At 55.3% G+C, this 24,793-nt stretch carries 29 protein-coding genes and 1 riboswitch; all 29 genes read left to right on the top strand.

Annotated elements, in window-relative coordinates; all coding sequences use genetic code 11:
• The first annotated feature begins 9 nt into the window (after positions 1 to 9).
• Positions 10 to 1,446, top strand: a complete 1,437-nt coding sequence (gene secY, locus IT444_03435; GenBank protein ID MCC7191814.1) for a preprotein translocase subunit SecY — start codon at positions 10 to 12, stop codon at positions 1,444 to 1,446.
• 116 nt (positions 1,447 to 1,562) lie between these two features.
• Positions 1,563 to 2,342 carry a type I methionyl aminopeptidase gene (gene map / locus IT444_03430; protein MCC7191813.1) on the top strand — a complete coding sequence of 260 codons (780 nt, stop codon included), beginning with the start codon at positions 1,563 to 1,565 and terminating at the stop codon, positions 2,340 to 2,342.
• Positions 2,343 to 2,428: 86 nt separating this feature from the next.
• Complete coding sequence (infA, locus tag IT444_03425; protein ID MCC7191812.1) at positions 2,429 to 2,650, top strand: translation initiation factor IF-1; 222 nt, start codon at positions 2,429 to 2,431, stop codon at positions 2,648 to 2,650.
• Between the two features lie 53 nt (positions 2,651 to 2,703).
• Positions 2,704 to 2,817, top strand: a complete 114-nt coding sequence (gene rpmJ, locus IT444_03420) for a 50S ribosomal protein L36 (protein ID MCC7191811.1) — start codon at positions 2,704 to 2,706, stop codon at positions 2,815 to 2,817.
• 101 nt (positions 2,818 to 2,918) lie between these two features.
• On the top strand, positions 2,919 to 3,302 hold the full coding sequence (gene rpsM / locus IT444_03415) for a 30S ribosomal protein S13 (GenBank protein MCC7191810.1): 384 nt from the start codon (positions 2,919 to 2,921) through the stop codon (positions 3,300 to 3,302).
• A gap of 113 nt (positions 3,303 to 3,415) precedes the next feature.
• Positions 3,416 to 3,793: a 30S ribosomal protein S11 gene (gene rpsK / locus IT444_03410; GenBank protein ID MCC7191809.1), complete on the top strand. Its 378-nt coding sequence runs from the start codon at positions 3,416 to 3,418 to the stop codon at positions 3,791 to 3,793.
• Positions 3,794 to 3,952: 159 nt separating this feature from the next.
• Positions 3,953 to 4,966, top strand: a complete 1,014-nt coding sequence (locus IT444_03405; protein ID MCC7191808.1) for a DNA-directed RNA polymerase subunit alpha — start codon at positions 3,953 to 3,955, stop codon at positions 4,964 to 4,966.
• A 94-nt stretch (positions 4,967 to 5,060) separates the two neighbouring features.
• Positions 5,061 to 5,648 (top strand): 50S ribosomal protein L17, encoded by a 588-nt coding sequence (rplQ, locus tag IT444_03400; protein ID MCC7191807.1) that lies wholly within the window; start codon positions 5,061 to 5,063, stop codon positions 5,646 to 5,648.
• A gap of 85 nt (positions 5,649 to 5,733) precedes the next feature.
• Positions 5,734 to 6,537, top strand: coding sequence for a 5'/3'-nucleotidase SurE (gene surE / locus IT444_03395; protein MCC7191806.1), 804 nt, complete (start codon positions 5,734 to 5,736; stop codon positions 6,535 to 6,537).
• Between the two features lie 38 nt (positions 6,538 to 6,575).
• Complete coding sequence (gene holA / locus IT444_03390; protein MCC7191805.1) at positions 6,576 to 7,580, top strand: DNA polymerase III subunit delta; 1,005 nt, start codon at positions 6,576 to 6,578, stop codon at positions 7,578 to 7,580.
• A 98-nt stretch (positions 7,581 to 7,678) separates the two neighbouring features.
• Complete coding sequence (locus IT444_03385; GenBank protein MCC7191804.1) at positions 7,679 to 8,893, top strand: hypothetical protein; 1,215 nt, start codon at positions 7,679 to 7,681, stop codon at positions 8,891 to 8,893.
• A 49-nt stretch (positions 8,894 to 8,942) separates the two neighbouring features.
• Entirely contained in the window at positions 8,943 to 9,518 is a 576-nt protein-coding gene (gene pyrR, locus IT444_03380; protein ID MCC7191803.1) for a bifunctional pyr operon transcriptional regulator/uracil phosphoribosyltransferase PyrR, read from the top strand.
• Entirely contained in the window at positions 9,515 to 10,471 is a 957-nt protein-coding gene (locus IT444_03375) for an aspartate carbamoyltransferase catalytic subunit (GenBank protein MCC7191802.1), read from the top strand. Before pyrR ends, IT444_03375 begins: the two co-directional genes overlap by 4 nt.
• A gap of 48 nt (positions 10,472 to 10,519) precedes the next feature.
• Complete coding sequence (gene gmk / locus IT444_03370) at positions 10,520 to 11,176, top strand: guanylate kinase (GenBank protein MCC7191801.1); 657 nt, start codon at positions 10,520 to 10,522, stop codon at positions 11,174 to 11,176.
• A gap of 82 nt (positions 11,177 to 11,258) precedes the next feature.
• Entirely contained in the window at positions 11,259 to 12,347 is a 1,089-nt protein-coding gene (locus IT444_03365; protein MCC7191800.1) for an HAD family hydrolase, read from the top strand.
• Positions 12,348 to 12,384: 37 nt separating this feature from the next.
• On the top strand, positions 12,385 to 13,485 hold the full coding sequence (gene waaF / locus IT444_03360) for a lipopolysaccharide heptosyltransferase II (protein ID MCC7191799.1): 1,101 nt from the start codon (positions 12,385 to 12,387) through the stop codon (positions 13,483 to 13,485).
• A gap of 144 nt (positions 13,486 to 13,629) precedes the next feature.
• Positions 13,630 to 14,796 (top strand): glycosyltransferase family 4 protein, encoded by a 1,167-nt coding sequence (locus tag IT444_03355; GenBank protein ID MCC7191798.1) that lies wholly within the window; start codon positions 13,630 to 13,632, stop codon positions 14,794 to 14,796.
• A gap of 173 nt (positions 14,797 to 14,969) precedes the next feature.
• Entirely contained in the window at positions 14,970 to 16,151 is a 1,182-nt protein-coding gene (locus IT444_03350; protein MCC7191797.1) for a glycosyltransferase family 4 protein, read from the top strand.
• 106 nt (positions 16,152 to 16,257) lie between these two features.
• Positions 16,258 to 17,079, top strand: a complete 822-nt coding sequence (locus IT444_03345) for a glycosyltransferase family 2 protein (protein MCC7191796.1) — start codon at positions 16,258 to 16,260, stop codon at positions 17,077 to 17,079.
• 103 nt (positions 17,080 to 17,182) lie between these two features.
• Entirely contained in the window at positions 17,183 to 17,557 is a 375-nt protein-coding gene (locus IT444_03340; protein MCC7191795.1) for a 30S ribosomal protein S12, read from the top strand.
• 153 nt (positions 17,558 to 17,710) lie between these two features.
• The gene (rpsG, locus tag IT444_03335) at positions 17,711 to 18,187 is read left to right on the top strand and encodes a 30S ribosomal protein S7 (protein MCC7191794.1); all 477 of its coding nucleotides are present in this window, start codon (positions 17,711 to 17,713) and stop codon (positions 18,185 to 18,187) included.
• 61 nt (positions 18,188 to 18,248) lie between these two features.
• A riboswitch (SAM riboswitch) is annotated at positions 18,249 to 18,398 on the top strand.
• Positions 18,399 to 18,526: 128 nt separating this feature from the next.
• Positions 18,527 to 19,795, top strand: coding sequence for a threonine synthase (locus IT444_03330; GenBank protein ID MCC7191793.1), 1,269 nt, complete (start codon positions 18,527 to 18,529; stop codon positions 19,793 to 19,795).
• 61 nt (positions 19,796 to 19,856) lie between these two features.
• Positions 19,857 to 20,147, top strand: a complete 291-nt coding sequence (locus IT444_03325) for a MoaD/ThiS family protein (protein MCC7191792.1) — start codon at positions 19,857 to 19,859, stop codon at positions 20,145 to 20,147.
• Positions 20,148 to 20,203: 56 nt separating this feature from the next.
• A complete protein-coding gene (locus IT444_03320) occupies positions 20,204 to 20,458 on the top strand; it encodes an NIL domain-containing protein (GenBank protein ID MCC7191791.1) in 255 nt (84 codons plus the stop codon).
• 66 nt (positions 20,459 to 20,524) lie between these two features.
• Complete coding sequence (locus IT444_03315; GenBank protein MCC7191790.1) at positions 20,525 to 21,637, top strand: ThiF family adenylyltransferase; 1,113 nt, start codon at positions 20,525 to 20,527, stop codon at positions 21,635 to 21,637.
• 43 nt (positions 21,638 to 21,680) lie between these two features.
• A complete protein-coding gene (locus tag IT444_03310) occupies positions 21,681 to 22,172 on the top strand; it encodes a DinB family protein (GenBank protein ID MCC7191789.1) in 492 nt (163 codons plus the stop codon).
• 70 nt (positions 22,173 to 22,242) lie between these two features.
• Complete coding sequence (locus IT444_03305; protein ID MCC7191788.1) at positions 22,243 to 22,731, top strand: DinB family protein; 489 nt, start codon at positions 22,243 to 22,245, stop codon at positions 22,729 to 22,731.
• A 46-nt stretch (positions 22,732 to 22,777) separates the two neighbouring features.
• Positions 22,778 to 24,001: an aminotransferase class V-fold PLP-dependent enzyme gene (locus tag IT444_03300; protein MCC7191787.1), complete on the top strand. Its 1,224-nt coding sequence runs from the start codon at positions 22,778 to 22,780 to the stop codon at positions 23,999 to 24,001.
• 524 nt (positions 24,002 to 24,525) lie between these two features.
• The coding region (locus IT444_03295; protein MCC7191786.1) for an adenylyltransferase/cytidyltransferase family protein at positions 24,526 to 24,793 on the top strand (268 nt) is incomplete at its 3' end.

Here is a 24,793-nt window from a genome sequence, read left to right as displayed (position 1 = left end):
CGGATCAACATGCTCCAAGCGTTCCTCAATATCTGGCGAATTCCCGAACTGCGGAACAAGATGCTGTTTACGCTGGGGATGCTCGTCATCTACCGCATCGGATTTTTTATCCCGCTGCCGGCTGTCGATCAGGCGGAACTTGCGGAATGGGCTAAAAACGCGGGCGGTGGTGCGGGTACTCTGCTGAACTTCGTGGGTATGTTTACCGGCGGATCGCTTCACCAATCGACCATCTTCGGTTTGGGGATCGCTCCGTATATCTCCGCTGCGATTATTTTCCAACTGTTAGGTACGGTTGTTCCGAGTTTTCAGGCTTTGCAGAAAGAAGGGCCTGCCGGTCAACAGAAACTCACCGAGTGGACCCGCTACGCCACCGTTGGGCTGTGCATCGTGCAGGCGGTTGTTTGGCTTGGATTTCTTCAGAGCGGCGATCGGCCATTGGTTTACCCGGATTATCTGCAAACGCCTACGTTCTGGATATGTGGTCTGGTCGGATTGACTGCCGGCACTATCTTCCTGATGTGGATTGGCGAGCAAATTGATAAATACGGCATAGGCAATGGCGTATCACTCATCATCACGGCAGGTATCGTTGCGCGAATGCCGCAGGCAGTCTTGAGTGTGATCCAGGACAGCAATCTGCCGTATTTCTTCTACGACCATTTCACCAAGCTCTATCTGTTGCTGTTTAAGATCGCACCAGAGCGGCAGGACGACCCGCGTTACGGTTTGGACACAGCTATCTTTCTCATGGTCGCGTTCGTGGTCGTTGTGGCTGGATCGATCCTTATCACCCAGGGGCAGAGACGCATTCCGATTCAGCAGGCCAAGCACACCCGCGGCAGGAGAGTGTACGGCGGCCAGAAGACCTATCTACCGCTGCGCGTGAATCATGGCGGCGTGATGCCGATCATCTTCGCCAGCACGTTGATGGTCTTCCCTTCCATGATTTTTAACTTCCTGGCGAATCACTGGCGTAATCCGGTCACCACCTTCTTGCAACGTAATTTTGCTGAGCAGGGCTATCTCCACGTCCTGTCCTATATCGCGCTGATTTACTTTTTCGCCTACTTCTGGACGACGGTGCAATTCCAACCCAAGGAGATGGCGACGCAGTTGCGCGATCACGGCAGCTTCATCCCTGGCATGAGGCCTGGGCCACGCACCGCCGAGTACCTTGAAGTTGTCATGGAACGGATCACCTACGTCGGCGCGGGATTTCTTGCGATCATCGCGGTGATCCCCACCGTGGTTTCGTCAAAGTTCAACGTGGACCCGCAGGTGGCGTCGTTCCTCGGAGGGACCGGCCTGCTGATCGTGGTAAGCGTCATGCTGGATTTTGTCAATCGCATCGAGGCAAGTCTGGCTATGAGGAACTACCAGGGCTTCCTCGGAGGCGGGGGCGGTGGCAAGGGGCCGCGCATTCGTGGTGCGGGGCCGATGTGATGATGACGCGAGCGAGAGGATCGATAGTCGCCGGGTAACTGGCGAAAATCGAGAAACTTTGCTAAAATCAAGGATTCCCCGGCCCTTGACGAGGTTGGGTCAATGGTGCGGACGGGATGGCGATACGGTTAAAGTCCAAGGCGGAAATCGAAAAGATGCGGGCCGCGGGTCGAGTGGTCCGCAAAGTATTGAATCGTTGCCAGGAGGTGTGCAAGCCGGGTGTGACAACCCGTGAGATTGATGAAGAGGCCTACCGGGTCTATACAGCCGAAGGGGCACGCGGGTTGTTCAAGAACTACCCGACTTACCGCTCAGGCGAAGGTTTCCCGGCGAACCTCTGTATCAGTGTCAATGAAGAGGTCGTTCACGGCATCGCAAGCGACCGAAAAATCCGCGATGGTGATATCGTCGGTGTCGATTGCGGTGTGCAACTCGACGGCTGGTGCGGAGATGCAGCGACTACCATCTTGGTCGGTAATGTACGACCTGAGGTAAAAAAACTTTGTGAAGTGACCCAGCATGTGCTGGACATTGCGATTGAAAATATCCGGCCGGGACGTAGGTGGAGTCAGATCGCCCGGTTGATGCAGGGATATGCGGAGGAAGCTGGTCTGAGTGTGGTAAGGGACTTTGTGGGACACGGCATCGGGCAGCAGATGCATGAGGATCCTAAAGTGCCCAATTTTGTGAGCAGGGATTTGCTTCGGAGCGACATCGTGCTGCGTGAGGGCGTGGTTCTGGCGATCGAGCCGATGTGCAACCTCGGCACGAAAGACGTGATCACGCTGCCGGACGGGTGGACGGTCCTGACCGTGGACCGTAAGCCTTCAGCCCATTATGAGCACACGGTCGCGGTGACCGCCAACGGGGCGGACGTCCTTACCGACGGTCGGTAAGGAGATGAGGGTGACGACTCAACGAGTCGCGCTTCGGTGCGAGATTGAGATAGAGCGAGCCGTGGCGCGTGGCTGCGGTGTAACGAATGCCCAAAGAAGAAAAAATCCAGGTCGAAGGTGAAGTGATCGACGCTCTGCCCAACGCGATGTTCCGCGTGCGGCTGGAGACGGCCAACAAGCCTGAGATCGTAGCTCATATTTCCGGCAAGATGCGGATGAACTACATCCGTATCCTTCCGGGAGACAAGGTGACCGTGGACATCAGTCCGTACGACCTGACCAAAGGCCGCATCACGTATCGACACTGAACATTACACAAGGCAAGGCCGCGACCCGTGGTCGCGATCGTGAAGGTGAAACCATGAAAGTCCGAAGCAGCATCCGTCGCATCTGTGAAAACTGCAAGATCGTTCGCCGTAAAAACGTCGTGCGCGTCATCTGCATTAACCCCAAACACAAGCAAAGGCAGGGATAACCCCTTCGGATCAGAAGCACAAGGCTCGTCATCAGCATCTAGCCGACCGGCTCATGAATGTGAATCTTGATCCAGACATTTGAACTTCTCAGGAGTATCGCATGCCCCGTATCGCAGGTATGGACATCCCGGACAACAAGCCTATTCGTATCGCTCTGCGATACATCTACGGCATCGGTCCGACCAACGCGGAAATCATCCTTAAAGAGGCTGGCATTGAAGGCCACGTCCGCGCGAATAAGCTTACCGAAGATCAGCTCGCGCAGATTGCGGGGCTGATCGAGGCAAACTACGTCGTTGAAGGCGCACTTCGCCGCCAGGTTTCACAGAATATCGCGCGTCTGCGTGATATTCGCTGCTATCGCGGCGATCGTCATCGCCGTGGTTTGCCTGTTCGCGGTCAGCGCACCCGTACTAATGCACGTACCCGCAAGGGCAAGCGGAAGACGGTCGCCGGCAAGAAGGGCGTCAAGGCATTGAAATAATGCGGGGATAACCCGTTGGATCGTGAAATCGCCGCGACAGGTTGTCGTGACGATCAGAACCTCAAACCGAAGCGAGATTCCCAGAGGAATCGTCTGCAACTTCGAGGAATACTATGGCCAAGAAACAGAAAAAGGTCCGCAAGAACGTCAGCCGAGGCATCGCGTATGTCAAGGCTTCGTTCAACAACACCCAGGTCACCATTACCGATGTCAACGGCGAGACGCTCTGCTGGCAATCAGCGGGCACCGTTGGTTTCAAGGGCTCGCGCAAGAGCACGCCTTTCGCCGCGACTCGCGCTGCCGAAGAAGCCGCCATCGCCGCCAAGAAGTTCGGCATGTCGGAAATCGAAGTCCGCGTCAACGGTGCCGGTGCCGGCCGCGAATCGGCTGTAACGGCTCTTCAGGCAGCGGGACTCAAAATCACCGCGGTTGAAGACCACACTCCGATCCCGCACAACGGCTGTCGGCCGCGAAAGCGTCGCCGCGTCTAAGTTTTGATGTTTTGGATATCAGAAGCTCCCAATCGAGTTTCTGATTTTGACTACTGATTATTTTCTTCAGGAACAGAAGTCCTCGGCGTGGCCCAGCAGCGCACCGCCGGACGTGAATCCTGAAGTCCACTATGGAATCTGCTGGCTTTGGAGATTGCTATGAGAATGCGATGGCGAGGTCTTGAGCTTCCGAGCCGGGTGACCCCTGACTTGAATCTCAACACGAACACTTACGGTAAGTTTTCCGTCGAGCCTTTCGAGCGAGGCTTCGGTACAACGGTCGGCAACTCTCTGCGCCGCATCCTGCTCTCATCACTTGAGGGAGCTGCGGTTACCGCGGTCAAAATCAAGGGAGCGCAGCACGAGTTCACCAGTCTCGAAGGCGTGATGGAGGATGTGACTGATATCATCCTCAATATCAAGAACATGATCGTCAGCCTCGACGGCGAGGAATCCAAAACCATGCGCCTTCAGGCGGAAGGCCCCGGCGAAGTGAGCTGCGATCTGATCGAGGCCGACACTTCCGTCACTATCCACAACAAAGAAATGGTGCTCGCGACGTTGACCAAGCAGGTCGATTTTGACATGGAATTCACGGTTAAAAAGGGCCGTGGTTATGTCCCGGCCAGCGAACAGTACAACGCCAATGAAGACCAGGAAGTCGGCATCATTCCGGTAGATGCGATCTTCTCCCCCGTGACCCGTGTGCGCTACAAAGTCGAAGATACCCGCGTCGGTCAGAAGACCAACTACGACCGTCTGACCCTCGAAATCTGGACCAACGGCACGATCAGCCCGGAAATGGCATTGGTCGAGGCTGCGAAGATCCTCCGCAAGCACCTCAACCCGTTCGTTCAGTATTTCGAGCTTGGTTCCGCTACCGCCAGCGAAAGTGCTTCGGCTGCGGCCCGCGTGGATGAGGAGCTTCTCCGCAAGCTCCGCATGCCCGTCAGCGAGCTGGATCTCTCAGTCCGCGCGAGTAACTGCCTTGAGTCAGCTAAGCTGGCAACGGTCGGTGAGCTCGTGCAACACGCCGAGAACGATCTTCTCAAGGTTCGCTCGTTCGGCAAAACTTCGTTGCGCGAAGTGAAGCGTAAACTTACCGACATGGGTTTGTCACTGGGTATGAATGTGCCTGAGGAGTTCAAGAAGTCCACGACGGCGTCGGCGTAAAGCCGCCGGTGCCGGGATGGCGAGGCTCCCATCGAGCCGCATACGCTGATCCTCCCGCAAGTTGTTCTAACGTATTCTGTCTGGAAGGTAACTTATGAGACACGCAGTAGCCGGTTACAAACTCAGCCGTGACGCAGAAGATCGTCGCGCCCTGCGACGCAATCTCGCGATCGCGCTATTTACGCACGGCCAAATCACCACGACCCGACCCAAGGCCAAGAGTGTCCAATCGTTTATCGAGAAGATCATCTCGGCAGCTCGTAAGGGCGACCTCGCCTCCCGTCGGCGCGTTACCAGCGCGCTGGGGCGGGATCAGATCATCGTTAAAAACGATCGTGATGAGACAGTGAAGCGGAATAAGTACGGCGAGCTTAAGGGCGGCCCGCGTATCGTGAAGAAGCTGTTTGATGAAATCGCTCCGCAATATGCCAATAAGCCCGGCGGATACACACGGATCGTCAAACTCGCGCGTCATCGCATTGGTGACGGCAGCGATCTTGTCGTGCTGCAACTGATACCTCAGAATGAAACCGGTCCGACGGTTTCGGGTCAATATTCGCGTCGGCGTGATAAGGCGAATCACCGGATGGAGGTCGCCGCCAAGCTCCGTAAGAGCCGTAGCGAGTCCGCTCCGGCAGCCGCCGAGACCAAGGCCGAGGAAAAGGCCGCAGAGGGGACGTGAGTTCTCTCTTGGTATGCCGCAGTTTTCTCAAGGGCCGGTTTAACGACCGGCCTTTTCCTTGGCTGGATCAGGTATAAGCAGGCCTATGCGCATCCTCCTGACCAATGACGACGGCATCACCGCTCCGGGAATTGCTGCGCTTTATGAGGCAGCGAGCCATCTTGGTGAGGTCTTCGTCGTTGCTCCCTCCACGGTGCAGTCCGCGATGAGTCACGGGGTGACACTTCACCGCCCGATCCTTACCCACACGCAGGCAGGCCATTCCCCCAAAGGCAACCCGCTATTCGAGGGGATCGCGGTTGATGGACGGCCGGCGGACTGCGTGAAGCTGGCGATTTCAAATCTGATTCCCGGGCCGGTGGATCTCGTACTCAGCGGGATTAACTCCGGTGCGAATATCGGCATCAACGTGATCTACTCCGGTACGGTCGCCGCAGCAATGGAAGCGGGATTCATGGGCATACCCGCTGTCGCCATGAGTCTGCATATCGGCCACCCGCAAAAAACCGACTGGTCCCGCGCGACGGAAATATCACGGCGCGTAATCGAACAGATCATCGAACACCAGCTCGAAAAGCACACGGTTCTCAATGTCAATATTCCCGTACTCGATGATGGTGCCGAACCGATCGGTACTCGTGTGGTTCCCGCATCGACCAGTCCCATCGTGGACGAATATCATCATGAGCTGCGGATGGGTGGGGACCGAATGTTTACTGCCGTGCCGGACTTGAAGTTCCATCACACACCAGCCGACAGCGACGTGGACGCCATTTACAAAAAATACATTACGATCACCCCGCTTCGGTTCGACCTGACCAGGCACGATCACCTCGATACATGGTCGGAGCGATTGACCGGCGGCCGCAATGATCAGGGTGCTGGATAATTTGCTCGTGATCCATTGACACGTGTTACCATTTCTTCATGGCTCGTAAAGCTGCTACCAGCGATGGCCCGTCAGCCGATACTCGCATCGCGATCCTTTATGGCTCTGAGGAGATGCGCAAGCGTGAAGCCATCGAGGCTCTCCGTGCGACATTGGAGGCTGTACACGGATCGCTCGAAATCCTCACCTACGATGGCAAGTCAGCCGCTTTGTCGGATGTGCTTGATGAATTACGTACGTTTTCACTGATGCAGACGTTCAAGATCGTTATCGTGGATGATGCGGATCAATTTGTGATGAATCATCGTGAGGCGATGGAGCGTTACGCTGCCGCTCCGGTGGATACCGCTACGCTGGTGCTTCGAAGCATCAAGTGGAATAAAGGCAATCTCGATAAGCTTGTTGCGAAGGTTGGCTTCGTCGAAAAATGTGAACCGATGCAGCATGGCGAAGTGAAAGATTGGATATTTCGCCGAGCGAAGACTCATCATCAGACCACGCTGGAATTACAAGCAGCCGACCTGTTGATCGAGCGCATGGGTACCGAGATCGCGCTGATCGATGGGGAGCTTGGCAAACTCGCTGTCCTTGCAGGCGAGGGTAATCCGATCACCGCTAAGCTGGTTGAGCAGGTTGTTGGTCGCAGCAGTGAGGAGGAGGCGTGGTCAATCCAGGAAGCCATCCTTAACACAATCAGTGGTGGTGGGGCGAAACCGTCGATCGAAATGCTGCACGAGCTGGTGGATCTCTCCGGCCAGCCGGACGTGCTTGTCGCCTATTTCACGGCTGACATCATTCGTAAACTCTACCTTGGAATGCGGCTTAAACAACAGGGGATGAATGATTTTGCGATCGGTCGGGAACTGCGGATTTGGCCGCAGGAACGGCAGCAGGTGTTTACAAAAGCTCTCCGGGCAGTATCACCATCAAAGCTGTCGGAATTATTCGATCGCATTGTGGAGTTAGATGTCCGCGCAAAGTCCGGGCAAGGCGACGCGGTACGAAATCTTGAAGGTTTTTGCGCTTTGGTAGGCGATAAATAATCAAAGTAGATCTACTTTTCTTGTTACATGTGGAGAAAGTGGATCGAACGGTCGGCGGAGCCGGTCGTTGGGCAATCTAAAAGTGCATGGAGGCACAAATGCGGAAAGCATCGTGGCGTTGGTGTCTATCAGGTAGCTTGATCAGCGTCTCTGCTCTGATCGCCTTTGGTTGTTCCTCAACACCTGTGCCATCCCGCGATCTTGCGAAGCGGCTTCCTGCGGCTCAATCTGCCGAAGCTAAATCCGCCGAAAAGAAAAGATCCGTACCTCAGCCCGCTGGTCTTGAATCCGAGGTCGATTCCGCAAATGTAGGAGACCTGACCGCGCAGGTTGAAGCACAGGCGCAGCGACTCGCGGAGGCGATGAAAAAAAACCGTGACGGACGTGATGAGTCTGCTTCGACAACCGAAACGGTGTCTGCGACTGAGACGACACCACCTCCATATATGCAACGTGTGGAATGGATCGAGAAATCTCGATCACGCGCAGCCGTGGCTCCGCCATCCGCATTAAGCGATACCACTCCCACGGAAGCCACCCATGCTGACAGCACGACAATCACAGATACAGCAGCGCAGCCTGCCGCGATTCAGCCGGTGTTGGATCGTCAGGCATTGCTTGAAAATTTACTCAAGGATATTCGCACGAGTCAGGATCCAGCGATGGCCAAGGCGGTCAGTGCCGCCGCACTGGCGCTGGTTGATTCTGACCACAAGCTTGATGAAGCCGACCTTGCACCGCTTTCACCGGCGCAGCGCGATCAGGTGCTGCGTTATCATCGCACCATCATGCTTTTGGGGAAGAAGCTCGCATCAGGTGACCAATCGTTGTCACCCAGTGAGGTATCCGACCAGCTCACAGCCATCCTGGGGGAGGCGTCGCTGCACATGAGTAATATTCAGCTGTGTCGAAAGGTGAGTGGCTTTGGCGTGTATGACACGTTTGAGTCCAACACGTTTCTTGCCGGCAGAGAGCAGCCGATGATCGTCTATGCCGAACTGGAAAATTTCCGCTCCACACAGGACGCACGAGGGCAGTATCAGGTCAAGCTGACGCAGGAGATTGTCCTGTACAACGAATCCGACGGTCTGGCGGTCTGGAAGCAACCGACAGCCGAGATCGTGGATCGCTCGCGGAACCGACGCCGAGATTTCTTCGTTGTTCAATTGATCAGGCTACCTGCGAGGTTGAGCGTAGGGAAATATCGACTGAAGATTCGTGTAAACGACGTGGTTGGCGGCAGCATCGACGAAAGCTCAGTGCAAATACAAATCGTTGCCGGTGAGTCGCTGGTATCGAATAATTCCCGGTAAGGGCGGGGCGGGCTTTCGCGTGGTCTGTTCCTCCGGTAACATTCCTTCGATGCAAGTGTTGGCGGATCAGCAAAAGGTAGGTTCACTCATCAGTCGATTGGCCGATCTGATCCGCGCGGATATCGAAAAATCCAGCGAGCCGGAATCATGGGCGTTAATTGGCATCCGCAGTCGAGGTGATGTGTTGGCCGGTCGGATTGCCGAACGCCTGCGCGACCAGTTCGGAGATCGAGTTGGATCGCTCGACATCACTCTTTACCGTGACGACTTGTCCGAAATCGGTTCCTCAGCGGTCGTTCGCACGACGGAGATTCCCTTCAGCATCGACGGTCTCAATGTGGTGCTGGTCGATGACGTGCTGATGACCGGGCGGTCTGTGAGGGCGGCGCTGCAATCGCTGATGGACATCGGTCGTCCACGTCGTGTATGGTTGAGCGTCCTCGTGGATCGTGGTGGTCGAGAATTGCCTATCGCCCCGGATCATGTGGCGATGGATCTCACTCGCGGCCCCGAAGCTAAGCTCGTCAAAGCCGGCGATGTGGTCGCCGTACAGGTTAAACCCACCGACGCGAACGACGAAATCATCGTCCGTTCACGACAGCCCGCAGTGGCAGGAAAGGCATGACGGAGCAGGCGAACTACCGCTGGCCTCATAAGCACCTGCTCGGCCTCGAGCATCTCTCGGCCGCGGACATTCGATTTCTTCTGACGACTGCGCGAGGTTTTGAGGATGTAAGCACACGAAGCATCAAAAAGGTGCCCGCTTTGCGAGGCCGAGTGGTGGTCAACCTGTTCTTCGAGGACTCGACACGCACCCGTGCAAGTTTCAATCTTGCAGCCAGCCGACTTTCCGCTGACGTACTCGACTTCACCGCAAAAACTTCAAGCGTCAATAAGGGTGAAACGCTGCGTGACACCGCACGAAACATCGAGGCGATGGGAGTCGATGCGATCGTCGTCAGGCACCACCTCAGCGGCGCAGCTCATCAACTTTCAGGAAGCGTGGGTTGCTCGGTGATCAATGCTGGCGACGGTCAGCACGAGCATCCGACGCAGGGTTTGCTTGATATCTACACGATCGCTCGACGGCTTAGTCGGGACAAGGATTTTAATCTTGAAGGGCTGACCGTTGCGATCGTCGGTGACATCGCGCACAGCCGTGTAGCGCGGTCCAATATTCATGGTCTGCGCAAGCTCGGAGCCAGGGTCATTCTTGTCGGCCCAGCTACGCTGCTGCCGCGAGGTTTTGCGGACCTGGGGTGTGAGCTGTCCAATGATCTCGATGCGGTTCTTCCTCGCGTTGATGTGATTAACACTTTGCGGGTGCAGTTTGAGAGGTTGACCAGCCAGGCATTTCCGAGTGTACGGGAGTATGCGACCTTTTACGGGCTGACGGCACGACGGCTGGCGAAAGCGAAGCCGGGAGTCATTGTGATGCACCCCGGACCGATTAATCGCGGTATCGAACTTGATTCCGCAGTCGCGGATGGTGCCAGCAGCACCGTGCTTCAGCAGGTAACCAATGGGCTGGCGGTACGAATGGCGACGCTGTTCCTGACCGCCGGTGCCGAACGATAACGGAAATCCGTGACGAGTCTCGACGGAAGATCAGGGAATTTCTCAACCGTGACGATTCAAGTGGCTTGCGAAAAAAAAACATCTATCAGCGATCAACAGTCGGCAGCGGGCACTCCTCCCGGAATGCTCCTGATTATTTCCGGACCATCAGGTGTCGGCAAAACGACGATCACGCACCGTGTCGAGAGCGAGCTGGGCGGTGACTTCAGCGTATCCATGACCACACGACCGCAAAGCCTGGGCGATAAACCCGGAGTGGACTACCACTTTGTCTCCGTTGAGGAATTCAAGCGAGCTCGTGATGCGGGAGAATTGCTCGAGTCGGCGGAGGTCTTTGGAAACTTCTATGGCACGCCGCGTAAAGCGGTTGAGGACGCACTCCGTGCCGGCCGCCTGATGATTCTTGAGATCGATGTGCAGGGCGCGATCCTGGTTAAAGAAAAAATGCCGGACGCATTTTCAATCTTCGTCCTTCCACCCAGCGAGAATGTACTTATCGAACGACTCCGCAAGCGTCAGCGTGAAGATGAGGCAGTCATACAGAGGCGATTCAAAAAAGCGAAAGAGGAAATCGCCCGGGCTCGTTCATGCGGCGTTTACGATCGATTCATTGTCAATGACCAGCTCGATATCGCGGTCAGCGAAGCTGTGGCGGAAATACGTGAAGAATTAAAGCGACGGACCAAACAGCAGCAGGTCCGTTGATCAATTCGGGTATTACCGGACGCATCCTGATTCATCTCAGGAAGTAATCGTCCAAAGCTGGTTCGTGGTAATCTGATAGCCAATGAATGCTGCGGTTTTCCTCGATCGAGATAACACGCTGATCCACAACGACGGCGACTTGGGCGATCCCGACCTGGTCAGGCTTGTCCAGGGGGCATCATCCGCTGTCGCGTCGTTGCGTGGGCTTGGCTACAAAATCGTCGTGATCACCAATCAAGGCGGTGTCGCACGGGGAAAGTATTCCGAGAGTGATGTCGAAGCGGTTAATCAACGACTTGCTGACCAGATCAAGTCAACCAGCGGCTCGATCATCGATCGCTTTTACTATTGCCCGTACCATCCAGAAGGAACAGTTGAGCGTTACCGTCGTGAGCACCCGTGGCGAAAGCCTGACTGTGGAATGATTCTTCAGGCAGCAAAAGATCTCCAGCTCGACCTGGCGCAGAGCTGGACGATTGGCGATCAGATGCGCGATGTTGAAGCCGGTGCGAAGGCTGGAACTCGCACCATCCTTCTGCGAGAAGACGCGGAGGAGATGACCCCGCTGCGTGTTGCGGAAATCAGCGAGCGGCAAATCTTGTCGGGTAACACCATACCCAATTATGCAGCAAAAAATCTGATCGAAGCTGTCCGCATCATCGCCCAGCAGCGCAAACCTGAATCACCGGAGGAACTTCACGCGAGGCAACAGGCAGCGCGGAGAAAAGAAGCCGCCGCTCGTGCGGCGGAAGTCACAATTACCCCGCCTCCCGTCCCGACGCCATACCGACCATGGAGTGCAAGTCCGCCCGCCAGCCGCGAGGCATTGCAGCCATCGACTGGAAATGTCTCAGCAGCCGAATCCTTGGATTCCCGCGAATCCACTGCTGACGCAACGATTCCATCACAAAGCGAAGCGTCCATTGCTGAGTCATCGCGTGACAGCGAGACGCTGCGCCAGATCCTTCAGGAATTGCGCCATCAGCGGCCGGGTCAGCAGGATTTTTCCTATATCAAAGCCTTCGCCGTGTTGCTTCAGATGATCGCGTTAGTCTGTTTTCTCGGGGCACTGGTCATGGGTCGGGCGGAGGATGGCGTGTTCATGAGGTGGATGTTTGCATCGATCCTGATGCAACTGGCGACGATCGCCACGCTGATGTTCAGCCGTTGACGCGATTGCGAACTGTCAGCGGGTTATACTTTGCACAATGAGTGAACTTCCGCAGCACAGGCAGGCTGATCGCTTGCTCGTGGTTATGCCGACGTGGCTGGGCGATGCCATCATGGCCATGCCCACTTTGCGATCACTGCGCCAGCTCTACCCCAAAGCACAGATCACCATTCTCGCCCGCAGCGTCATTCGGCCGGCCATTGATCCGTGCCCGTGGGTGGACCGCATCATTACGATCCGTCCAGCACGAAAGGGTAAGGGCGACCTCCGACGCATCGGCATGTTTAATCTTGCTCGACGACTGGCGGCAGGAAAATTCGATACCGCTGTCCTGCTTCCCAATAGCTTCAAAACCGCGCTGTTGGTTCGTATGGCCGGTATTCAGCGTCGAGTCGGTTACGACCGCGACGGCCGGGGATTTCTCCTCAGTGATCGCCTGCTTCCACGGCGTGAGATGGGGAAATTTGTCCCTGTTCCCACGCGCGATTATTACCTTGGTCTGACACGGTATCTCGGCGCAACTGATCCCGATTTATCGATGCAGATTTTCACTCGACCTGAGGATGACGTTGCTGCCGAACGACTGTTGCGGTCAGTCGGATTTGATTCTGAGCGTGGCCGACTAGTTTTGGTCAATCCCGGAGCGAACTACGGGGATGCCAAGATGTGGGAACCCGCGCGATTTGCTCAGGTCGCTGATCGCTGCCACCGCGAATTAGGTGCGACCGTCGCGCTGACCGGTGCTCCGAAGGAACGAGCGATTCTGGATCAGGTCGCCAAGGCCGCTACCGTTCCGTTACTTGATCTGCCAAAACTCGGCGTCAATCTTCGTGTGCTCAAGGCGGTCATACGCCGTTCGAGTCTGATGATTACCAATGACACCGGCGCCCGTCATCTCGCTGCTGCTCTTAGTGTGCCGGTGGTAACGATCTTTGGGCCGACCGATCCCGCGTGGACACAGATCGGCTTTGAACACGAGCGGCAAGTGATGGTCAAAGTTTTCTGTGGGCCGTGTCAGAAAAAAGTCTGTCCGTTGCAAGGTACTGCCGATGAATTGGCGTGTATGCGACGGATTACGCCGGACATGGTTTTTGAACAGGCAGCCGCGTTGCTGCGACTTGCGCCCGTACACACTTGAATCGAGCTCTGCTCTCCGATTAAACACAAGGAGAGGACAGGTGAGGGTCCCTCGGTGAATTCCCAATTCGCGGTTGACCGATCACCTGTCTTCGCCCCTGTCTCGCAAGAGGCACGGACGCCAATCAGGTCACCCATTGAGCCGATGCATCTAGCCCTTATCGTCGAACACTTTGGAGCCTCGCACGCAGGCGCGACCGGAACCGGTGAAAGGATCGCTGAGGAACTGCTTGGCCGAGGTCATCACGTAACCGTCTTTTCGGGTTATTCAGATGATCGTCCTTTTTGCGAACGTCTGACGGTTCACCGATGCGGTCCGAAACATGCATCACGACGATTTCTCCGCCTAGCTCGCTGGTCGCGGTCAGAGATCTTGCGAGGAAACTTTGATGCGAGCCTTTCACTGACCACTTTGGCACCGGCAGCAGTTTTGTCACCACGGAGCGGACTGGTCGTTGAGTATCACGAACGGCTGGTCGATTCTCAGCAATCGAGTCGATTACGTATTGCATTGTCGCCGCGTGAGAGAGTGCGGCGTTACCTGGAGCGTCGCACGATGAGCGACCCGATGGTCCGTCGTATCATCACTCACAGCCTTCATGTCGAAAAACAAATTGCCCGGCATTATGAGATCCCGCCTGATCGCATCATTCTGCGACAAGGAGGCTTTGACTTTCCTCCAGCCAATGAAGCATTGGAACGCAGTTGGCGTACCACGATCCGTAGCCGATTGAAGATTTCCATTGATGCGAAAGTGTTTCTTTTTCTTTCCGAAACCCCCGCTCTTGAAGGCGGAAGCTCGCTGCTCGAGGCAATGAGCCGAGTGGTTCAGAGGAACTCAAAGGCTGTTCTACTGATCGCTGGAAATCTGCCGTATGCCCTGCAAAGGGCCGCCACCGAGCTTGGGGTGCGTCAAGCGATACGGATGCTTGGTCCAAGCCCCGCCCCGCAGCCGCTGCTGGCTGCTGCTGACGTCGTGGTACATCCGACGCCAAGTCATCCGGCTAGTTCGAGTGTGTTGATGGGTTTGAGTGCTGGATTGCCGGTGGTCACGAGCATCTTTGACGGTGCTAGTGACTGGGTGGACAAAACAGGATTACCCGGACGGGTGGTGAAAGAGATTCAAGATCCTACCGCAGTCACAGAGGCGATGATTGCCATGTCGAATATGCCGCGTGGTGATCCGAATTCACCCGCTTGTTGTTCCATGCGTAACGAACTATCGCTAGCGCGGCATGTTGACGCTTTGGAGGACGAACTCCGCAAGGCAAAGCTCATGACTTGCTCCCACGAGAAAACTCCGCAAGCGTGAGTGAAACTAACTTGTTGTTGAGTTGTTCATTGATCGGTGTCCGCGGCGAGGCAGGAGATTAATGCAACCGTATCAGGTCATGGCGTTATACTCCGTCGAAGAAGTAGTCTTGTTCATTCCGAGTTGGTTCAGCGTCAAATCGAGCACATAAGCGGACGGATGGTAATCACGTTATGAATGAGGCGCAAGGTCAAGCGATGTCCCTTGCGGTTGTGATCGAACGATTCGATCCCGGTGGTGGGGGGGCGGAGCGTTCAACCGCCCAGATCGTTCGCGAATTATCAGCACGTGGTCACCGAGTCACCGTGCTATGTGCCTGGGCTGCGAATGCTGTGCACGACGGCTTGCAAATCAAGCGGTTTTCCAGCCGCCGCTCGTTAGGCGCATTCAAGCTCATCCGGTTTTCTCGCTGGGTTGAGCGACAACTCGATAGTGGGACGTTTGACGCCAGCCTTTCCGTAACCACAACAGCACCAGCCACGGTGCTTCAGCCTCGCAGCGGTATGACTTGCGAGACGATTTCCCGTAATGTCGCAATGCGACCGACCTTTGCAGGTCGGTTGTGCAAACGGTTGCTGCTGGCGACGTCGATCAAACAGCAATCGCTGTTGATGCTGGAACGGCGCACACTCAAAAGTTCACGGGTGAAACATATCGCAGCAATCAGTTCATACGTGACCGATCAGCTTCGAGGTCATTATGGGTTCGATACTTCACGAGTGACAGTAATTCCAAACGCAGCCGAGATGCCCGTGGTAGATGCGGCGCAGCGATTGCAATGGCGGCAACAAATCCGCGTGAGCCATAATCTTGCCGATGATGTTACGGTCTATCTGTTTGCTGCATTGAATCCGCGACTTAAGGGTGTCAACGAACTTCTCCAAGCAATACAACGGCTCCGACAACGAAAAGTACGTGCCCACCTCTTACTGGCAGGTCGAAATGAGCACGTTCAGGAGCGTCTGGTGGCACAGCTTGGAATCAAGGAGCAAGTCACCATGATCGGCACATCCAGCCGAATGCCCGCGTTGTATTGTGCCGCTGACGTAACCGTCCACCCGACTTTTTATGACCCGTCAAGCAAAGTCGTCATCGAATCGCTCATGATGGGTACTCCTGTGGTAACGACATCGTTTAATGGAGCGCGTGATCTAGTCCTGCCTTCAAATGGTTCACGCCGTGGGCGAGTGGTGGATGATCCGCGTAATGTTGAGGCTCTGGCGACAGCCATGGCAGAGCTATCAGACCCGGCAGAACGAGACCGCTGCCGTGAAGTCATGCAGGGTCTGTCGGAGTCTCTGACCATGAAGAAGCATGTCGATCACTTGGAAAAACTTCTCCGTGAAAGTCGCTGAAAATCCGGCTGTCACATCGTGGGACAGGGAAGCCCTGCGATAAAAGTCTTGCTGCTTGTCATCCTTGCATCAACGCTGGACAATACGAAGGCTTGAGGACAAACCCATGCCGTCGAAGACGCCGATATCTGTCGCGATCTGCACATGTAATAACGAAGCGACAATAGAGGCAGCACTCACCAGCGCAAAATGGGCGGATGAAGTCGTGGTGGTGGACAGCGGGTCGGCGGATCGAACTCTGGAAATTATTCAGCGATTTGCTGTCCAAGTTCATCGGGAACCTTGGCGGGGTTACTCCGCGCAAAAGCAATTCGCCGCATCGCTTTGTCGGAATGATTGGGTCCTCATCCTCGACAGTGATGAGGAAGTGTCCGCAGATCTGGCGGACGCCATTGGTGATCTTTCACCCGAATTACTCGCGGGTATGGATGTTGTATCCATGCGGCGACGTCATTTTGTGATGGGTAAAAAGGTACGAGCGTGGAGTCCGGATTGGCAGTCGCGACTGATTCATCGCGCCCGCGTGCGATGGACAAATCACGCTTTGCACGAAGACCGACTGCCTTCGACACCCAGTCGTTCCATGCGTATCAAGCACGGTTGGCTGGAACATAAACGAGTCGGTTCACCAGGATGGCCTGATTATTTTTCAGGTAAGCGGATTGACGCGAGGATGCTGGAAGTGGCGGAGCAGATGTTCGCGAAGGGAAAGCGATGCCGGTGGTGGGATCTGTTGTTCCGCCCCCAATTTGCGTTCTGCAAAATGTTCTGGCTTAAAGCTGGTTTTATAGACGGAACCTTTGGCCTGCTCATCGCCCAAAAGGCAGCGTTGGGAGTTCAGTTAAAATATGCTGCGTTATGGGCGGTGCAAAACGGGCTTCATCGGCGGCCATCGGTTCCTGACAATGACCCCGCGAAACAAGATTGAATCGGTCCTTGTTGGACTGCCGGGCAGCGGATAGTGCCAATTTGCGTTTCAAGGTGACTTTACGCTAAACTATTGGGCTCAATTGCGACTGGAGAGTTTGCGAATGCCGACGATTAACCAACTGATCCGCAGCCCGCGCCGATCGACTTTATCCAAAAGTAAGGTTAAAGACCTTGAAGCAAGCCCGCAGAAGCGAGGCGTGTGCCTGCAGGTCAAAACCGTAACTCCCAAGAAGCCCAACTCCGCGCTGCGGAAAGTCTGTCGTGTTCGCTTGTCTAACGGCAAGGAAGTCACGGCATACATCGGCGGTGAAGGGCACAACCTCCAGGAGCACTCGATCGTGCTCGTGCGCGGCGGTCGTGTGCGAGACCTCCCCGGTGTGCGTTATCACGTCGTCCGCGGTTCGCTCGATTGCCTTGGCGTCGAGGGTCGAAAGAAGGGCCGCTCCAAGTACGGCGTTAAGCAGTCGAGCAAGTAAGTATTCAGGTTTGTTTCCGATTGGCAGCCGATTGTTCGGCTCCAATTTTATTCATCAGACGGCGAGTAATCGTGAGGTCTTCCATCTCGCGGTGAACAGAGGATTCCGACGAATCGGAATGGATGAGCCGTCAAATCCGAGAGGATGTTTCATATGGCAGGTCGCATCACTTCCGCGGACGCACAACTCCGCCCCGATCCAAAGTACGGCAGCAAGACGCTATCCCGTTTCATCAACTGCCTCATGTACGACGGTAAGAAATCCGTCGCGCTCCGTGTCGTGTATATGGCAATGGATGAGATCGAAAAACGCACCAAGGGCAACCCGACCGCGCTTGAAGTTTTTGAAAAGGCGGTCCAGAACGTGAAGCCTGAAGTCGAAGTACGGTCTAAGCGGGTTGGTGGTGCCAATTATCAGGTGCCAATGCAGGTTAATCGCAAGCGTCAGCAGAGTCTGGCATTCCGCTGGATTCTCGAGGCTGCCCGCAGCGAAAAAGGCAAGCCGATGTACATCCGCCTAAGCAAAGAGCTCATGGATGCGTCGAAGAACGAAGGTAAAGCCGTCGCAACCCGTGAAACGACGCACCGTATGGCCGATGCCAACAAGGCATTTGCCCACTTTGCGTGGTGAGCGGATTCATTGACTTTGACGACTTTTGAACGTACACTTGTATTCTGAAAATCTGGTTCGCGTCTTATCGAGAGTGGCTGAGGGACAGGCCCGTTGAAGCCACCGCAACCGCCTCCGTCGTGCCTTTCAGGGCATTTAAGGGAGGGAAATGGTGCGAACTCCTGCTTCTCCATGCTGGGTGAAAGCCCTCGTGAGGGAGGAAAGATAAGAGGCGGCAAAAGCTCCACCCTTGGAACCGATGCCCCTTCTTATCTCTGGATGAGAAGGGGCTTTTGTTTACAGGCAGTATGGTCGCACCAGTGACCAGCCTAAACGACAGGTTCGAGGAACGGGATTGCCATGAGCTACGTTAAAGCACTCCGCTGTAAAGAATGCGAAGCGCTCTATCCGATTGAGCCTCGCACCGTATGCGACCACGACTTTGGTCCGGTTGAGGTGGCTTTCGATTATGAGAAAGCGCGTGGTCGGGTGACGCGAGCATCGATTGAGGGTGGACCGCGCTCGTTGTGGCGGTACAAAGATCTACTGCCGATCGAAGGGCAGCCGCGTGCGGGGCTGCGTTCCGGCTTCACGCCATTAATCCGCGCTGACAAGCTCGCTGCGGAATTGGGAGTCAAAGAACTTTACATTAAGGACGACTCGACAAACTATCCGACCTTTTCCTACAAGGATCGTGTCGTTGCGGTCGCACTGACCAAAGCAATTGAGTTCGGTTTCGATACGGTTGGTTGTGCTTCGACGGGAAATCTTGCGCACAGCGTCGCGGCGCACGCCGCTGCCGCAGGATTGCGTGCTTTTGTCATGATTCCGCATGATCTGGAAGAAGGGAAGATGGTCGGCATGTCGGTGTTTGGTCCACGGGTTGTAAAAATCCGTGGAAACTACGACGACGTGAACCGTCTTTGTTCGCAGATTGCCGACAAATACAACTGGGCGATTGTGAACGTCAACCTGCGACCGTTTTATACCGAAGGGGCCAAGACGCACGGATTTGAGATTGCTGAGCAGATGGGCTGGAAACTCCCGCGTCACACGGTGGTCCCCGTAGCCGGCGGAACGATCCTGCCGAAAGTCTGGAAGGCTTATCAGGAGTTTATTACGCTCGGCCTGGTTGAGGATAACAAGCCTGCGATGTACGCCGCGCAAGCAGCCGGGTGCAACCCGGTAGTGCAGGCCATCGAGCAGGGACTTGATCTTTTTAAACCGCAGAAACCGCAGACGATCGCCAAAAGTATTGCGATCGGGAATCCCGCTGACGGCTATTATGTGATCAAGGTCGTCCGTGAATCCGGCGGTCACGGTGCGTCATCGAGTGATGCGGAAATCATCGATGCGATCAAGCTGCTCGCCCGCACGGAGGGCATCTTTACCGAGCCGGCAGGTGGGACGACACTTGCCTGCGCGATCAAGCTGATCCAGTCGGGACGAATCCCGCGTGATGAATCAATCTGCGTCTGCATCACGGGTAACGGATTGAAAACCGTGGAAGTCATGGCGGGTCAATTTACCGCGACACCGGTGATCAACGCGAAGATGACCGAGTTTGAGCAACTTGTGAACGAGATTAATGAAACCGCTAAAACTTCCACGCAGAGCGTAAACTCCTGAATCAGGATCATCCGCAGCCTTTGATTACCGTTGCAGTCCGCAACAGAAGCGAGAACCCAACATGCCCACCACAGCCAATACCGTAACAATCCGCATCCCCACCGCACTGCGTCCGCAGGCAGGCGGAAACGACGTGGTCTCATTCTCCGGCGCAAGCATTCGTGAAGTGCTCGGCGGGCTGACGACGCAGTACCCCGAACTAGGCAAGCGGCTCTTCAAAACGCAGGACGAACTGAACCGCTTCATAAACGTGTACGTCAACGATGAGGATATCCGTTTCCTCGATAATCTCGACACGGCTGTGAAACCCGGCGATGAGGTGTCGATCGTTCCCGCGATTGCAGGTGGCTGATTGATTGTCGCGGCCCGGTTCGGTTCGTCTTTACACTCCCAACTAGCAGGTCTTTCATGGCAACATCAATCCGTAAATGCTGGCTCACCTTCGAGGGCGGCCACCAGAACGAGCCGTGCCTCTGGAAAATGTCCCGCGCTTTTCCCGATGTGATGTTCGATATCCGCCAGGCCAGCGTGCAAAAGGACATTGGCATCATGGCAGTGCTGTTCACCGGAGATGAAAAACAGATTGAAGGTGCTCTCGAATACCTCATGAAAGTGGGGGTGAAAGTGGACCCTGTCGAAGGCGGCAGTAATGTTGCCGGTTAACGCAGCGCATCATGCCGGAGTAGTTTTCACCTTCTCTGGTTTTCAGCTAAAGAACGAATAATGACCATGACGCAAGATCTAGCTCGCTATCATCGTCAGATCCTCCTGCCCGGCTTTGGTGAAGATGGTCAGAAGAAGCTGCTTGGTTCCTCTGCGCTGGTCGTCGGCTGCGGTGCTCTGGGTACCGTGATCGCCAACATGCTCGCTCGCGCAGGTGTTGGCCACCTTATCATCGTTGACCGCGACTTCATCGAGATAACCAATCTCCAGAGGCAGGTTCTTTTTGATGAGATCGACGTACGGGACGCAATACCCAAGGCCGAAGCCGCCAAGCGGAAAATCTCACAGATTAACTCGCAGGTTGAAGTGACCGCGATTGTCGATGATGTGAATCACACCAACATCGAAAAACTAATCCATCTTGGTCGTTCTCGAAACCACGGCAAGGTGGATGTCATTGTTGACGGAGTGGATAACTTCGAGACGCGCTACCTCGTCAATGATGCGGCGGTCAAGCACAGCGTTCCGTATATCTACGGAGGTGCTGTCGGCACTATCGGCGCAACCTACGCCATTCTTCCGCACACTCCGTTGGGAGATTCCGTGTGGGAAAAAGCGGGGATGGCTACTCCGTGCCTGCGCTGTATTTTCGAACAGGCACCGCCGCCGGGATTGAATCCGACCTGTGATACCGCTGGCGTACTCGGACCGGTAGTCTCGATTGTCTCGAATTATCAGAGCATCGAAGCGATCAAAGTGCTGACAGGTAACTGGAAGCAAATCAGTCAAACGATGCTGAATATCGACGTGTGGGACAACACGGTTCGCCAGTTCAAGGTTGCCAAGGCCTACGATGTCGGGGAGTGCGAGTGCTGCAAAAAGCGAAACTTCGATTTTCTCGAAGGTAAATTCGGCAGCTCGACAACGACTCTCTGCGGCCGAAATGCTGTGCAGTTAACCCAGAAAGCAACAGCTGGAAAGTTAAATTTTGAGGAGATTGCTTCGCGCCTGCGCCCGCACGGCACGGTGAATGTCAATAAGTTCATGCTCCGCGCTGACATCAAGGACAACGGTGAGCCGTATGAACTGACGCTCTTTACCGATGGTCGCGCGATCGTGAAGGGAACCAAAGAAGCCAATACAGCCAAAAGTATTTACGCCAAATACGTCGGTGCGTGAGCTAAGACTTGAAAAAGAATTAACCCGTCAGGGAGCGCTAACGATGAAAGAACACATCCTTCACCTTCACCGGTTCAACCTGAACTATGCGCGTCTGCTCATCAAAGATATTCCCGACGACCGTATGGCTGCTCAGCCAGTGGCGGGGCGTGTGATGAACCATGCAGCCTGGGTGATTGGACACCTGGCGTGTTCAAATAATTATGTGGTCAAGCTTCTTGGCGGTCCTGAAGTTCCCACGCCGTCGGGCTGGGACGAGCTTTTTGGCATCAAGTCTTCGCCGCTGGCGGATGGATCGCGGTATCCGAAGAAGGACGTGCTGATCAAAGCCTACGAAGAAGCGAATGCCCGCGCTGCGGAAGCCTATTCCAAGGCATCTGCGGCAAAGCTCGATGAGCCGATGCCCGAACAAATGCGCGCGCGATTCCCCAAGGTCGGCGACTTTGCGACGCTTCTGGTGACTTCACATGACGGCATTCATCTGGGGCAGTTGTCCGCATGGCGTCGCGCGCTGGGTTATCCCTCTGTAATGTGAGGCTTTGCTCTCAGTTGCTCGTGTTTGCTAAGAATCCAGATAAATAACGCTTACTTAACGAGACCAGAATATGTCAGTATGGATTGACGGATTACTCCTGGGCTGGAATCGCAATCTTGACTACGCCAAGCGGCTGCTTGCCGACCTGCCGCAGGATCGCATGACTTATCAACCTGCAGTCAACATGAATCATCCCGCGTGGATATTCAGTCATATGAATATCTACCATCCGGTTATCACTGCGATTCTCACAGGTCGGGAAGTGATTGATCCCAGGGGCCACATATTCGGCATGAAAAGCAAACCGCAGAGCGATGCATCTCTCTACGCAAGCAAGGATGAACTCATCGGCGCGTATGAGCGAGGACACAACGAAGTGGCCGACGCACTGCGCACCGGCGGCGAAAGTGCCCTGAATCGCACGACACCGCTCGAACGCTGGCGCGAGGCAATGCCGCAGATCGGCGTGGCGTTGCCTTACCTGATGCTCGTACATGAATCGACCCACCTGGGACAAATCAGCGTCTGGCGTCGCGTGCAGGGGATGCCGAGCGTATGAAATTTACAGAGAGCCGCCGGCTATGTCGGCGGATCGGATTTGCTTCATGATTTACTTTGACAATGCTGCTACCTCATTTCCCAAGGCTCCCGGCGTCACCGACGCCATTGGGAAATTCCTCGCTGAAGCGGCTGCCAATCCTGGTCGCGCCGGGCATCGCATGGCCGTTGCCGCAGAGCACATGCTCGATGACGTTCGTCTGAAGCTGACAAGACTGTTCGACGGTGAAGATTTTCATCGCATGGTCTTCGCCATGAACTGTACCGATGCGCTCAACATGGCGATCAAAGGAGTTTTGTCAGGAGATGGCCATTCTGATGATCACGTCATTACCACTGTGCTGGAGCACAACTCCGTTAGCCGTCCGCTGCAGGCCATGGCCGATGCCGGGCGCATTACGCTAACCCGTGTCACATGCGATGACGATGGATTTGTTGATCCCGATGAGATTCGAAAAGCTATTCGACCAAGTACTCGGTTGATTGTCGTGACTCACGCATCGAACGTGCTGGGTACGATTCAGGATGCAAAAGCGATTGGTCGTATAGCACGGGAACATGATGTGCTGTTCTGTCTCGATGGCGCACAGACTGCGGGCGTCGTTCCGATTTCGATCAAGGAAATGTCGGTTGACCTGCTGGCGTTCCCCGGCCATAAGTCGCTGCTGGGGCCAACCGGAACGGGCGGCTTGTACGTGGGAACCCGATGTCCGGAGCCTGCGGAGGCCGTCGCCGCGACGCATGAAGCGGGACATCTAGATCGTGCAGTTGCTCGAAAAAATCGGTTGCGCGCCTGGCGAGAGGGCGGCACAGGCGGAGATTCATCCACACCGACACAACCGGCGCTTTATCCCTATTACCTCGAAGGCGGCACGCCGAATACCGTCGGCATTGCCGGTCTCGCAGCGGGTATCGACTATGTGATGAGTCATTCGATGGTCGAGACGCTTAAACATGAGCAGGCGATGGTTCGTGCGATCATCGAGCGATTCGCTAATGACTCGCGGTTTACGATTTATGGTACGCGCGACGCATCACGCCGAGTCGGTACTGTATCGCTGAATATCGCGGGTTATGAAGCCCCGGATGTTGGTTCGATACTCGACGATAGCTTTGAAATTGCGGTTCGACCTGGGCTTCACTGTTCGCCTTATATGCACCGCCGCATCGGTACATTTCCATCAGGAGCGGTGCGCATCAGTCCGGGACCGTTTAATACGAATGAGGAATTACAGACATTGTTAACTGCACTCGATCAGATTGCCGGCTGATCTCAAGTAATCTCGCATCTGGTTGCCTTGATGACAACCATGTCCGAAATGCGGTTTTGCATCTTGCCATTCGAGTCCTTCACGTCGAGAAACCGACCTTCGGCTACTAGGTCGCCCGCGAGTTTCGTCTCGTCTATGTGATGTTGGCAGGGGGACGGCATCTCCTCCGAAAGTGACGCAGCTTTGCAGGGCTCCGCCTATCGATGGATGTAGCCGCGGAGGTGGAGATCAGGCTGCGTGGTCCGCGTCTCTTTGGATTTTGGATGTCCGAAGTTCGGCACAATCGCCGCCGACAGCGTAAAGGTGCGTGGTATTAACTGGCACCGAAATTAGATGCAGAAATCAAAAGGGCCTCGACCGGGGAGGCAAACCGGTGCGAGGCCCGATCCAGGGTGATGTATTCCACACCGGCTACGCAGCCGATGGGGTCCGAACGTAAGCATCCGTTCCGATCTCGCGCCCCATGCTCTGCCGTCGCCTGACCGCGTTACCTATCGCGGTTTTGTACGGTTCGTGCGGAGCTGATGGTGTGGATTCATGGGTGCCTCGTCGAGATTCGTCCGAGCGACGTGCTCGGCGGACACATAAGAATTCAATTTGGCGCAAGCTGCGGCCAGTGGTTATTGAAGAAAATTTTGTGTCCAATTTCTCGGACGTCCTCACTAGTCCTCCTGAGCAAGGGTAAAATCCCTTATACTCGCCTTGTTATGGCCTCCAAGCCCAAGATCGCAGTTTTCCCCGGGACGTTTGACCCATTCACAAACGGTCACCTCGACGTGATTCGCCGCGGTG

Source organism: Phycisphaeraceae bacterium (assembly GCA_020851465.1).
In the GTDB taxonomy this organism is placed as follows: Bacteria; Planctomycetota; Phycisphaerae; order Phycisphaerales; family Phycisphaeraceae; genus JADZCR01.
Note: the sequence above shows the minus strand (reverse complement) of the source record. Positions and strands in the feature narration are given on the sequence as shown.